Below are 12,784 nucleotides of genomic sequence, written 5' to 3'. Positions count from 1 at the left end.
GTACGTGCCGGGCGTCGCGCGGCGGGCGGGAACGGTCCGGGCAGGCCCTAGTCCCGTGCCAGGCCGAACCGTGCCCGCAGGCCCGTCGCGCGATCGTCCGTCGCCACCGCCGCCGCGCCCGTCGTCACCGTCTCGTAGACCGACAGGATGTCCGCGCCGACCGTCGACCAGTCGAAGCGGCGGACGTGGGCGCTGCCGCGTTCGCTGAGCTCCGCGCGGCGCTCCGGGTCCCCCAGGAGCCGTACGGCCGCCTCGGCGAGCGCGTCCGCGTCCTCGTTGGCGAACAGCTCGCCCGCCGCTCCCTGGTCGAGGACCTGCGCGAACGCGTCCAGGTCGGAGGCGAGCACCGGCGCACCCGCCGACATCGCCTCGACCAGGATGATGCCGAAGCTCTCCCCGCCGGTGTTGGGCGCCACGTACAGGTCGACGCTGCGCAGGAAGCGGGCCTTGTCCTCGTCGCTGACCATGCCGAGGAACTCCACGCGCGGGCGCAGCTCCCGGGGCAGCGACTCGACCGCCTCCTCCTCGTCGCCGCGCCCGGCGACCAGCAGCCGCGTCCGCGGCCGGGCGGCGAGGATCTTCGGCAGGGCCTTCATCAGCACCGGCAGGCCCTTGCGGGGCTCGTCGATCCGGCCGATGAAGCCGATGGTGTCGCCCTGCCACTCGGGCTTGGGTTCGGCCTTGGCGAAGAAGTCGACGTCGACGCCGTTCGGGATGACCACCGCGTCGCCGCCCAGGTGCTCGACGAGGGTGCGGCGGGCGTACTCGCTCACCGCGATCCGCGCGCTGATCTTCTCCAGGGCGGCCTGGAGGATCGCGTACGCGGCGATCATCGCGCGGGAGCGCGGATTGGAGGTGTGGAAGGTGGCGACGATCGGCCCCTCGGCCGCCCAGCAGGTCAGCAGGCCGAGCGAGGGCGAGGTCGGCTCGTGGATGTGGACGACGTCGAAGGCGCCCTCGTGCAGCCAGCGCCGTACCCGCGCGGCGGACAGGAAGCCGAAGTTGAGCCGGGCCACCGAGCCGTTGTACGGCACCGGCACCGCGCGGCCCGCCGAGACGACGTACGGGGGCAGCGGGGTGTCGTCGTCGGCCGGGGCGAGGACGGACACCTCGTGACCGAGCCGGATGAAGTACTCGGCCAGGTCACGGATGTGGAACTGGACGCCTCCCGGCACGTCCCAGGAGTACGGGCAGACGATGCCGATCCTCACGAGGTCCCCTTCCGGTCCTGCCCGGGGGCGGTCGCGGGGTCCCGCGCGGGGTCGAGGTCCCTCAGCCACAAGCGCTGCAGCATGTGCCAGTCCTCCGGATGGTCGGTGATCCCCGTGGCGAAGGCGTCGGCCAGCGCCTGTGTCATGACAGACGTCTTTTCGGCGCGCGTGCCTGCCCCGGGGACCTCGACCGGTGGGTGGACCCGGCCCCGCATCACCGGCGAGTCGTCGTACCAGAGGGTCACCGGCAGCAGCCGGGCCCCGGTCTGCTGGGCGAGCAGGGCGGGTCCGGCCGGCATCCGGGCGGTCTCGCCGAAGAAGCCGACTTCGACACCGGAGGCGGACAGGTCACGGTCGGCGACCAGGCAGACCAGTCCGCCGTCGCGCAGCCGCCGGGCCAGGGTGCCGAAGACGGAGCCGCCGCTGTGCGGCAGCACCTCCATGCCGAGGCCCTCGCGGTAGGCGACGAAACGGTCGTACAGCGTCTCCGGCTTCAGCCGCTCGGCGACGGTGGTGAACGGTATGCCGAGCTTCGTGGTGACCCAGGCGCCGGCGAGGTCCCAGTTGGCGAGGTGCGGCAGCGCCAGGACGACGCCCTTGCCGGCCGCCATGCCGTCGGTCAGGTGGTGGAGGTCCTTGACGTCGAGGCCGTCCGCGATGCGCTCGGGACTCCAGGCGGGCAGCCGGAAGGACTCCATCCAGTAGCGCAGATACGACCGCATCCCCGCGCGGGAGAGTTCGGCCAGCCGCTCCGGGCCCGCGTCCGGCACGACGCGCGCGTAGTTGCTCTCCAGCCGGAGCACGCCCTTGCCGCGCTGCTTCCACGCGAGGTCGGCGATGGTCCTCCCGAGGCGCACGGCGACCGGCTCGGGGAGTTTCTTGACGGTGCTCCAGCCGGCGCCGTACAGGGCGTCGGTCAGCCGCTCCTGGGCGCTCACTTCGCGGCCTCGCTCCCCTGGGCCTCCTGCCGCTCCGCGGCCTCCACCTCGGCGGACTCACGGCGCACGGTGACCACCCGCTGGATCAGCGTGACCAGGCTGCCGACGGCGACGATCCACAGGGCGACCGGCAACAGGTACTGGATGCCGGGTACACCGAACGCGTGCAGGCCCGCGAAACCGGCCGCGACCAGCGAGACCACCAGCCGTTCGGCCCGCTCGACGAGCCCGTTGACGGCGACCGGCAGGCCGATCGACTCGCCGCGCGCCTTGGTGTACGAGACCACCTGGCCGCTGGCCAGGCAGAAGATCGACACCGCGCACAGGGCGATGTCGTCGCCGCCCCCGGCGTACCAGAGGGCGAAGCCGCCGAAGATCGCGCCGTCGGCGACCCGGTCCAGGGTGGAGTCCAGGAAGGCGCCCCAGCGGCTGGAGCGGCCCAGCTGGCGCGCCATGTTGCCGTCGACGAGGTCGGAGAACACGAACAGCGTGATCACGACCGTGCCCCAGAAGAACTCGCCCATGGGGTAGAAGACCAGCGCGCCCGCGACCACTCCCGCGGTGCCGATGAGCGTGACCGTGTCGGGGCTGACCCCCCGCCGGATGAGAAACGCGGCGAACGGTGTGAGGACACGCGTGAAGAATGCACGCGCGTACTTGTTCAGCATGGCCTTCCCGACGGTCGGTGGGGCCGCGTGGCCCCTGCTGGCCACCCGGCGGGCCCAATCGTAGCCACGCACACGCGCGGGCGACGGCGGGGCACCCGTACACCCGCGCGGGAGCGGGGTCACGATGCCCTCACACTGGCGCACGCCGCCCGCTACGCCCCCCGCGAGGGCGGGACTCACCGGCATCGGCGCCGGACGGTACCGATGCCCACCCGTCACGCCCGCGCGGGAGCGGGACCACGATGCCCTCACTCCGGCACGCACCACCCGCCACCCGCTGTGCCCGCGCGGGAGCGGGACCGTACGCGTCGACGTCGGCCGGCCGCCTCGTCGGCCCGCTACGCCCGCGCGGGAGCGGGACAGGGACTGTCCGGCGGACCACTCCGCGGGCGCGGGGCCCCCGGTACGCGCTCCCCCACTGCCTGAAGGGGGTGCCCCCGAGCCGCGTTGTCGTCACTCTCCGGCTCCCCCACGCTCGGCTTCGCTCGAGCGGGAAGATCTCCGCCGCGCGGGAGGGACCCCGTCTCGTCGGCTCCCTCCCCCGCCTTGCGGCTGCGCGCGCTCCCCCGCTGCCCCGCTCCCGGCTCCCGGCTCCCGGCTCCCGGCTCCGCTCAAGCGGTACCTCACGCGCGCGGGGGCACCTGTTCCCCCGGGCCGATCTGGAGGTCAGACGACAGCGGTACCTCACGCGTGCGGGGGCACCCCCGTCGCCCCCGCGCGTTCGGGCCGCGGGGCGTCGCCGGTTTCCTCCGGCTCGGCCGCCGGGCAGGCCCTGGCCGGCGACGCGGTCCGCACCGCCGTGAGCAGGGACGGGCGTCGGGATCGCGTCGTTCGTATGGACGCGCCGTGACGGGAGTGGAAAGCTCGAAGGACCGCGGGCGTCGCCGGAGCCGCACCGCACGCGGATTCCGCGGGTCCGCGCCCACAGTGACCTCACCGTGCACGGGAGGCAGGATCATGGGCGACAAGGCGCACACACACCCCGGAGCCGCCGGCAGGGCGCAGGCGGCCGGCCACCCCACGTCCGTACGGAATGTGGTGCTGGTCGGCCACTCCGGATCGGGCAAGACGACCCTGGTGGAGGCCCTCGCGCTGACCGCGGGGGCGGTGAACCGGGCGGGCCGTGTGGAGGACGGCGGCACCGTCTCCGACTACGACGACATCGAGCACCGGCAGCAGCGCTCCGTACAGCTCTCCCTGGTGCCCCTCGAATGGGACGGCATCAAGGTCAACCTTCTGGACACCCCCGGATACGCCGACTTCGTCGGGGACCTCAGGGCCGGTCTGCGGGCGGCGGACGCGGCCCTCTTCGTCGTCTCGGCCTCGGACGGCGTGGACGGCTCGACCCGCATGGTGTGGGACGAGTGCGCGGCGGTCGGCATGCCGCGCGCCATCGTCGTCACGCACCTGGAGGCGGCCCGCGCGGACTTCGAGGAGATGACCCGCGTCTGCGCGGAGACGTTCGGCGGCGACGACCCCGACGCCGTGCTGCCGCTGTACCTGCCGCTGCACGGCCCGGAGGGGCCCGACGGACACGCGCCCGTGACGGGTCTGACCGGACTGCTGTCGCGGAAGCTGTTCGACTACTCCACCGGCGAACGCAAGGAGTCCGAGCCCGGCGAGGACCAGCTCCCGCTGATCGAGGAGGCCCGCGGCCGGCTCATCGAGGGGATCATCGCCGAGAGCGAGGACGAGACCCTCATGGACCGCTATCTCGGAGGCGAGCAGGTCGACGTCAGGACGCTGATCGAGGACCTGGAGCGGGCGGTCGCGCGCGGGGTGTTCTTCCCCGTCCTGGCCGCCGCCCCGGCCGCCGACGGCGCCCGCCAGGGACTCGGCACGGTCGAACTCCTTGAGCTGGTCACCGGCGGCTTCCCGACCCCGCTGGAGCACGGCACCCCGAGCGTGACCACCGTCGACGGCAGGCCGCGCGAGCTGAAACCGTGCGACCCGGACGCCCCGCTGGTCGCGGAGGTCGTGAAGACCTCCTCCGACCCGTACGTCGGCCGGCTCTCCCTGATCCGGCTCTTCTCCGGCACCCTGCGCGCCGACCAGACCGTGCACGTCTCCGGACACGGGCTCGCAGACCGGGGCCACGAGGACCACGACGTGGACGAGCGGATCGGCGCCCTGTCCACGCCGTTCGGCAAACAGCAGCGGCCCGTCTCCCACGTCATCGCGGGCGACCTCGCGTGCGTGGCGAAGCTCAGCCGCGCGGAGACCGGCGACACCCTGTCCGCCAAGGACGACCCGCTGCTCATGGAGCCCTGGGAGATGCCCGACCCGCTGCTGCCGCTGGCCATCCAGGCGCACAGCAAACCCGACGAGGACAAGCTCTCGCAGGGCCTGTCCCGGCTGGTGGCCGAGGACCCGACGATGCGGCTGGAGCAGAACCAGGACACCCACCAGGTGGTGCTGTGGTGCCTGGGCGAGGCGCACGCGGAGGTGGCCCTGGAACGGCTGCGCAGCCGCTACGGCGTCCAGGTCGACGTCGTACCGCACCGGGTGTCGCTCAGGGAGACGTTCGGCGGCAAGGCGGCCGGGCGTGGCCGGCACGTCAAACAGTCCGGCGGACACGGGCAGTTCGCCATCTGCGAGATCGAGGTGGAGCCACTGCCGAACGGCTCGGGCGTCGAGTTCGTCGACAAGGTGGTCGGCGGCGCGGTGCCGCGTCAGTTCATCCCCTCCGTCGAGAAGGGCGTACGGGCCCAGGCCGTGAAGGGAGTCGCCGCGGGACATCCGCTGGTCGACGTCCGCGTGACGCTCCTCGACGGCAAGGCGCACTCCGTGGACTCCTCCGACGCCGCGTTCCAGACGGCCGGCGCGCTGGCCCTGCGGGAGGCGGCCGCGGACGCGAAGATCCATCTGCTGGAGCCGGTGGCCGAGGTGAGCGTCCTGGTCGGCGACGGCTACGTCGGCCCCGTGATGAGCGATCTGTCCGGCCGGCGCGGCCGGGTGCTCGGCACCGAGCAGTCACCCGGCGGACGCACCCTCATCAAGGCCGAGGTCCCCGAGATCGAGATCGGCCGGTACGCCGTCGACCTGCGCTCCCTCTCGCACGGCACCGCCCGGTTCAGCCGCCGGTACGCGCGGCACGAACCCATGCCGTCGAACGTGGCGGAACGGGTCAAGGAAGAGGCGCGTACCGCCTCGTAACCGGCGACGGGCGCCCCCGGGAGACCCGGCGGGCGCCCGCGTACGCCCCTCGTACCAGGACGACTTCGGAGTGCTTCACTCCGTGGTGGCGGACGGCTTCGGCCGTCCGCCGACGGACGACGGCGGGTACGGATACGCTGAATACCTGATCAACAGGTGTGCGCAGCAAGGAAGTCGGGAAGGCCGCAAGACGACAGTCGCGGCGATCGGGGGCGGGAATGACCGTTGAGAGCGGTTACGCGGATTTCTTCGGTCCGCAGGTGCCGCGCACGGGCGACGAGGGGCAGACGCCGACGTTCGCGCTGGCCTCGGCGGCCTACCGGGACAACGAGGCCGAGGAGATACTCAAGGCCAACAACGAGTGGCACAAGTCGGCCGTGAGCGCACCCAGGCTGAAGCTGTTCCGGCCGAACCTGGGCGAGGCGTACTCCAGGGCGATCATCGACCGGATGCTCGGCTCCGGCCGCGCGCCGCTCATCCAGTCCTTCGGCACCCAGCCGCAGGTGGTGGTCGAGCACTCGCTGGCGGCGCACCGCATCCGCCGTGAGCGGGACAACTGGCTGAGCGCCGTCATGGTCCTGTGCGGGCTGCTCTTCCTGCCGGGGCTGCTGGTGTGGCTGCTGGTCTTCCAGATCCGTACGACGATGTCCAGGCGGGAGGACAAGCGGGCGGGCGCGCTGGCCACCACCCTGCTGGTCGCGGTGGGCGCCCTCGCCGTGCTGTTCCTGATCCGCATGCCGTTCGACGGGTTCTGGGGCTGGTACGCGCGCGCGGCGGTCGTCGCCCCGGTGCTGGGCTGGTTCTGGGCCAAGCAGATCTGCGAGCGCACGGCGAGGGACCTGCGCGAGCGCTGGAGCGGCCTGCTCTCCGGCAGCAGCATCGGCGCCAAGGTGCCCGAGGCGGTGCCGAGCAGCCCCGGCGAGACGGCCGCCGAGCAACTGCGCCAGTCCCTGGCCCGGCTCAGCGCCGAACAGCAGTCCAACTCCGTCTTCTACGCCGGGCCCAAGGGCATACTCGGCATGGGCACCCGCTGGGGCAGCTGGCAGCTCGCCGAGGAGCTGGTGCCCGCCGACCCGGACCGGGAGATCAACCCGTTCCGCAGCTGGGACGTCGTCAAGTCCATCCACGACCGGCTGCGGATGCTGGAGCGCGGGCCGCTGCACACCGGCGGCTTCCCCAAGCCGTCGGTACGGCACTGGATCGTCACCCCCATCGGTGAGAACGCCGACTCGGTCTCCCGGCCCGAGGGCACGGACGTCGAGGCGTACCAGGTCAAGTCGCACGCCATACAGGACATCTGCAACAAGCAGCAGTTCGGCGCGGGCGACCGGCACTATCTGGGTGTGCAGTGGACGCTGTGGGACGGCCAGCTGGTGATCACCATGCTGATCACCGTGACCGTGCTGCACGAGACGCTGCGCATCGAGGTCACCGGGCACGCGCTGGGGCCGGTGCACTCGCTGTTCACCAGCAAGCCGGCGGCCAAGGAGAAGGAGGTCCAGAAGTCGATCAGGTTCTGGGAGACCCGGAAGGTGAAGCTCCCGCTGGTCGACTCGGACGAGGTGGTGCGCCTGGCCGCCCGGGCGCCGCTGACCTGGTACCCGCCGCTGCTGTACTGGCTGGGCGGCAAGCTGAGCCTGCCGGAGCCGTTCGGTCTGCGGCACGCGTGGGCGGACAAGCCGTGGCGGCACCGGTTCATGGCGGACGACGCGTTGCGGGCGGCCGCGCCTGTGCTGCGGGTGGTGCACTCCGCCGCGATCAAGGTGCTGGAGGAGAACGGGGTGGACACGGAGAAGTTCGGGTCGCGGTCGTCGTTCCTCAGCACGGCGGTGCAGGATGCTTCGCCTCGGAAGGCGGATGTCTACGACGCGTGAGCGTCACGTACGGCGGGTTGTGGCTGGGCGGGGGTGGGTGCGCGGCTCGGCGCTGACGAGGTGCCTCCCCCACGCTCGGCTCCGCTCGCGCGGGAGGTGCCCCCACCGCCCACCCGTGCCGCCCTGGGGGTGCCTCCCAGGCCCTTGAGGCACTGGGGGAGACACGATTGCCCGCAGTTACGTCGGCCACGCCTCCGACAGCATCTTCCTCGTGTCCGCCAGGAGCTGGGGCAGGATCTTCGTGTGGCCGACCACCGGCATGAAGTTCGTGTCGCCGCCCCAGCGGGGGACGACGTGCTGGTGGAGGTGGGCGGCGATGCCCGCCCCCGCGACCGTGCCCTGGTTCATGCCGATGTTGAAGCCGTGCGCGCCCGACGCGGTACGCAGTGCCGTCATCGCCTGCTTGGTGAGCTCGGCGAGCTCCGCCGTCTCCTCCGCGGTGAGGTCCGTGTAGTCGGCCACGTGCCGGTACGGCACGGTCATCAGATGGCCGCCCGTGTACGGGTAGAGGTTGAGCACCGCGTAGACCCGCTCGCCGCGCCGCAGGATCAGCCCGTCCTCGTCGGACTTGGCCGGAATGGAGCAGAAGGGGCAGCCGTCGTCGGCGCCCGGGCCGCTCGGCTTGTTCTCGCCCTGGATGTACGCCATCCGGTGGGGCGTCCACAGACGCTGGAACGCGTCCTGCGTGCCCACTCCCCACTGCTGCTCCGGCTCACTCGTCATGCGTGCAGCATATGGCGTCACCGGAGGACCGCGGAAAAGGCCCCCGGGATCGCTCCCGGGGGCCTCGGAGTCATCCGCGCGGTCAGACCTGGGTGCGCTCCTCGACGACCTTCGCGATCTTCGCGATGGCCTCGTCGACGGGGATGCCGTTCTCCTGGGAGCCGTCGCGGTAGCGGAAGGAGACGGCGCCGTTGGCCATGTCCTCGTCGCCCGCGATGACCATGAAGGGCACCTTCTGCTTCTGGGCGTTGCGGATCTTCTTCTGCATGCGGTCCGAGGAGGAGTCGACCTCGACACGCAGCCCCTGCTTGCGGGCCGCGTCCGCGAACTTCTCCAGGTACTCGACGTGCGCGTCGCCGATCGGGATGCCGATCGCCTGGACCGGGGCGAGCCACGCCGGGAACGCGCCCGCGTAGTGCTCCAGGAGCACCGCGAAGAACCGCTCGATGCTTCCGAACAGCGCGCGGTGGATCATGACCGGGCGGGTCTTGGAGCCGTCCGCGCCGGTGTACTCCAGGTCGAAGCGCTCCGGCAGGTTGAAGTCGAGCTGGATGGTCGACATCTGCCAGGTGCGGCCGATGGCGTCCTTGGCCTGGACGGAGATCTTCGGGCCGTAGAAGGCGGCGCCGCCCGGGTCCGCCACGAGCTCCAGGTTCTGCTTCTCGGCGACCTGGCGCAGCGTCTCCGTGGCCTCCTCCCAGGCCTCGTCGGAGCCGACGAACTTCTCCGGGTCCTTGGTGGACAGCTCCAGGTAGAAGTCGTTCAGACCGTAGTCGCGCAGCAGGTTCAGCACGAAGGTGAGCGTCTTGTCGAGCTCCTCCGACATCTGCTCGCGGGTGCAGTAGATGTGCGCGTCGTCCTGGGTGAAGCCGCGGGCCCGGGTCAGGCCGTGCACCACGCCCGACTTCTCGTACCGGTACACGGTGCCGAACTCGAAGAGCCGCAGCGGCAGTTCACGGTACGAGCGGCCGCGCGCGTCGAAGATCAGGTTGTGCATCGGGCAGTTCATGGGCTTGAGGTAGTAGTCCACGCCCTCGTCGAGCTGCATGGGCGGGTACATGCCGTCGGCGTACCAGTCCAGGTGGCCCGAGGTCTCGAAGAGCTTCCCCTTCGTCGCGTGCGGGGTGTAGACGAACTCGTAGCCCTCCTCCTCGTGGCGGCGCCGCGAGTAGTCCTCCATGACCCGGCGGATGATGCCGCCCTTGGGGTGGAAGACGGCGAGGCCGGAGCCGATCTGCTCCGGGATGGAGAACAGGTCCAGCTCGGAGCCGAGCTTGCGGTGGTCGCGCTTCTCGGCCTCGGCGAGGAACTCCAGGTGGGCCTTCAGCTCGTCCTTGGTCGGCCAGGCGGTGCCGTAGATGCGCTGGAGCATCGGGTTCTTCTCGCTGCCGCGCCAGTAGGCGGCGGCGTTGCGCATCAGCTTGAAGGCCGGGATGTTCCGGGTGGTGGGCAGGTGGGGGCCCCGGCAGAGGTCCTTCCAGCACAGCTCGCCGGTCTTGGCGTCCAGGTTGTCGTAGATCGTCAGCTCGCCGGCGCCGACCTCGACGTCCGCGCCGTCGTCGTGCGAGGCGGAGCCCTTGAGGCCGATCAGCTCCAGCTTGTACGGCTCGTCGGCGAGCTCCTCGCGGGCGGCCTCGTCGGTGACCACACGGCGGGAGAACCTCTGCCCGCGCTTCTGGATCTCCTGCATCTTCTTCTCGATGGCCTTGAGGTCATCGGGGTGGAAGGGCTTCTCGACGTCGAAGTCGTAGTAGAAGCCGTCCTTGACGGGCGGGCCGATGCCCAGCTTGGCCTCGGGGAACAGCTCCTGCACGGCCTGGGCCATGACGTGCGCGGTGGAGTGGCGCAGGATGTTCAGACCGTCCTCGGAGGAGATCTCCACTCCCTCGACGGTCTCGCCGTCCTTGACCTCGTAGGCGAGGTCCTTGAGCTCACCGGCCACGCGCGCGGCGATGACCGAGCGCTCGCCGGCGAAGAGCTCGGCGGCCGTAGTGCCCGTCGTCACCACGCGTTCTTCCCGCTCGGAATCGCGTTGGATGATCACACGGACGTCTGACACCGGTCTCTCCTGACTGAAGGCTGTGGTCGCGGCGCCATACCGGAGCGCACGCATGGGTGCGATCGTACCGACCCGGGCCCGCCGACCGCGAAATCAGTCCCCGCGGTCCGGTATCAGTCCCCGCGGTCCGGTATCAGTCCCCGCGGTCCGGTATCAGTCCCCGCGGTCCGGTATCAGTCCCCGCGGTCCGATGTCAGTGCCCGCGGTCCGATGTCAGTGCCCACGGTCCGGTGTCAGTCCTCGCAGTCCGGTCCGCAGGCCTCGCCGAAGAAGGCCGCGGTCTCCGCGTTCGCCTGGAGCGCCTTCATCAGCCGGTCCCGCTCGGCCTCGTCGACCTGCACCGGTGCCAGCCCGCCGACGTCGGTGAGCCGGCGGAAGCCGCCCCGGCTCTCCAGCCGCCCGCGCACCCGCACCGGCAGTCCGACGAGGTGGGCGTGTCCGGCGACGCGGTAGTCCTCCTCGCCGAGTGCGATCCGGACGTGACCGACCTCGGCCCCGGCGAGTACGCGCAGCCGGACCGTGCCCTCGCCGCGGTGCCCCGACCTGTGCATCCGGACCACCGTGCCGGTGATCCGCACCGTCATCGACGGCTCCGCGCGCCGGTAGCGCAGGCCGGCCTCGAGCAGCACGGGCAGGTCGCCGGGTGAGAACTCGACGGGTTCCGCGGCGGCGGCGCAGCCCTCGGGCACACCGGCCGCCGGGGCCCAGGCCACGGCGATCCGGGCGCCCTCCGTGCCCCGGACCAGGGCGACGAGGGCCTCCGTGAGCTCATGGCTGACGCCCGCCGTGACGGCCGTGTCGAAGGCGTCCATGCCGCCGGTGGCGCGGCGGTAGTCGATGGCCTCACGCGTGGCGTACAGGGCGTGATGGAGGCGTACGGAGAGGGAGCGGCCGGTGGTGACGGGGGCGAAGGCGGTCAGCCGGCGTCCGCCGGGTGCGGGCCCGACGAGGACGGCGTCCAGTGCGGCGGCGGCCTGGCGGCGGTGCCGGGCGCCGTGGAAGCCGGCTCGTGCCCGGGTGGCGAGTGCGGCGGCGAGGAGGGTCCGGCGGGCGGCGGAGCGCAGCTGTTCCTCCGCGGTCCAGGCGGTGGCGCCGCCGGGTCCCGCCGGTATGTCGCGCCACCAGTGGATCTCGTCGCCGGGTACGGCGAGGGCGAGCAGGATCTCGCGGGCGGAGGGCGTGCCGCTGCGGGACAGCGCCTGCAGGGCCTCGGTGAGCAGGTCCTCGCTGTCGGGGAAGGCGCGGCTCGCCGGTACCAGCAGGCTGGTGCCGGTGCCGGGTCCGGGCGGGGTCCAGCGGCCGTAGCGTCCGACGGCGCCGCCGCGCCGCTGCCAGCCGTGCCGGTGCAGGAGGGCGGTGAGCACGGCGGGGTCGATGTCGGCGGGCTCGGGCGGCCGGCCGTCGTGGGCGGCGTCGGCGGGATGCGGGCGTACGGACCTCAAGGGTTCCCCGGTCGGGCGGTGCGTCACGGTTTTCCTCCCGTCCCGACCCGCGTCATGATCTCGCACAGCGCCCGGTCGTCGAAGATGCGTGAGGTGGGGATCCGTACGGTGGTGCGGCGCCGGCCGGTGACCGGGTGTCCGGCGAGGTTGGTCCAGTAGCAGCAGTGCCGCAGGTCGAGCCGGTCGTGTCCGGCGCGCAGCCAGTCGCCCTGGGAGCGCGGCACGATCATGACGACCAGGATCTTGTGCACCGAGACCGGGGTGCGGGCGAGCTTCTCCAGGTGCGCGTTGTCCAGCGTGAAGGAGAAGGAGCGGCCCGGCGGGTGGGGGCGGAGCTGGTAGGTCGCCTTGAGCTGCACCTTGATGGTGACCTCGTCGTCGACGACGTGCCCGGCGGCGCTGTGGCTGACGTGCCAGTCGATGCCGTTGTCCGGGAACGGCTGGGACAGTGAGCAGCCCGCGGCGGCGGCGACGGCGTGCAGATAGCCGACCTGCAGTGTCTCCATGCAGGCGGTGGTGGCGAGAGTCCCGCGAGTGGGTGGCGTGCGCTCGGGCAGCAGCCCGCCCCGTTCGGGCTGCGCGATGGCCATGACCAACAGCCTTCCAGAACAAGTGTTTCCCCGCTGCGGGTCGTTGAACTGCAAAGACCCGTACTCCTGTTGTCTCCTTCCGGCGTACGGCGCAAACAGGCCGGGTATCACCGGATCGGGCAG

At 71.8% G+C, this 12,784-nt stretch carries 9 protein-coding genes; 2 read left to right on the top strand and 7 right to left on the bottom strand.

The features are described 5' to 3' along the window. Nucleotides 1-47: 47 nt before the first annotated feature. From ACIA6T_RS22220 to pgsA, 3 genes are read right to left on the bottom strand one after another with little or no spacing between them, the layout of a single operon-like run. Nucleotides 48-1,211, bottom strand: coding sequence for a glycosyltransferase family 4 protein (locus tag ACIA6T_RS22220; RefSeq protein ID WP_399448190.1), 1,164 nt, complete (start codon nucleotides 1,209-1,211; stop codon nucleotides 48-50). Further along, nucleotides 1,208-2,149, bottom strand: coding sequence for a phosphatidylinositol mannoside acyltransferase (locus tag ACIA6T_RS22215; protein WP_399448189.1), 942 nt, complete (start codon nucleotides 2,147-2,149; stop codon nucleotides 1,208-1,210). Before ACIA6T_RS22215 ends, ACIA6T_RS22220 begins: the two co-directional genes overlap by 4 nt. Then, nucleotides 2,146-2,817: a phosphatidylinositol phosphate synthase gene (gene pgsA, locus ACIA6T_RS22210; protein WP_073933755.1), complete on the bottom strand. Its 672-nt coding sequence runs from the start codon at nucleotides 2,815-2,817 to the stop codon at nucleotides 2,146-2,148. The genes ACIA6T_RS22215 and pgsA overlap by 4 nt, the downstream gene beginning before the upstream one ends. Nucleotides 2,818-3,774: 957 nt before the next feature. Here pgsA and ACIA6T_RS22205 point away from each other — a divergent pair. Together ACIA6T_RS22205 and ACIA6T_RS22200 are read left to right on the top strand one after the other, a co-directional pair. Next, on the top strand, nucleotides 3,775-5,973 hold the full coding sequence (locus ACIA6T_RS22205; RefSeq protein WP_399448188.1) for an elongation factor G-like protein EF-G2: 2,199 nt from the start codon (nucleotides 3,775-3,777) through the stop codon (nucleotides 5,971-5,973). Nucleotides 5,974-6,191: 218 nt separating this feature from the next. Next, nucleotides 6,192-7,847: a hypothetical protein gene (locus tag ACIA6T_RS22200; protein ID WP_399448187.1), complete on the top strand. Its 1,656-nt coding sequence runs from the start codon at nucleotides 6,192-6,194 to the stop codon at nucleotides 7,845-7,847. A 177-nt stretch (nucleotides 7,848-8,024) separates the two neighbouring features. Here ACIA6T_RS22200 and ACIA6T_RS22195 read toward each other — a convergent pair whose 3' ends face one another. The 4 genes from ACIA6T_RS22195 to ACIA6T_RS22180 all read right to left on the bottom strand — a co-directional run bounded on the left by ACIA6T_RS22195 (nucleotide 8,025) and on the right by ACIA6T_RS22180 (nucleotide 12,661). Beyond that, complete coding sequence (locus tag ACIA6T_RS22195) at nucleotides 8,025-8,570, bottom strand: HIT family protein (RefSeq protein WP_399448186.1); 546 nt, start codon at nucleotides 8,568-8,570, stop codon at nucleotides 8,025-8,027. An 82-nt stretch (nucleotides 8,571-8,652) separates the two neighbouring features. After that, entirely contained in the window at nucleotides 8,653-10,629 is a 1,977-nt protein-coding gene (thrS, locus tag ACIA6T_RS22190) for a threonine--tRNA ligase (protein ID WP_399448185.1), read from the bottom strand. A 233-nt stretch (nucleotides 10,630-10,862) separates the two neighbouring features. Beyond that, nucleotides 10,863-12,098 (bottom strand): hypothetical protein, encoded by a 1,236-nt coding sequence (locus ACIA6T_RS22185; RefSeq protein WP_399448184.1) that lies wholly within the window; start codon nucleotides 12,096-12,098, stop codon nucleotides 10,863-10,865. After that, nucleotides 12,095-12,661 (bottom strand): DUF4365 domain-containing protein, encoded by a 567-nt coding sequence (locus tag ACIA6T_RS22180; protein WP_399448183.1) that lies wholly within the window; start codon nucleotides 12,659-12,661, stop codon nucleotides 12,095-12,097. The genes ACIA6T_RS22185 and ACIA6T_RS22180 overlap by 4 nt, the downstream gene beginning before the upstream one ends. Nucleotides 12,662-12,784: the final 123 nt, after the last annotated feature.

It is taken from the genome of Streptomyces sp. NPDC051740, assembly GCF_044453165.1.
Lineage (GTDB): Bacteria > Actinomycetota > Actinomycetes > Streptomycetales > Streptomycetaceae > Streptomyces > Streptomyces atrovirens.
The sequence above is the reverse complement of the archived record's forward strand: the minus strand, read 5'-3'. Positions and strand labels throughout refer to the sequence as shown.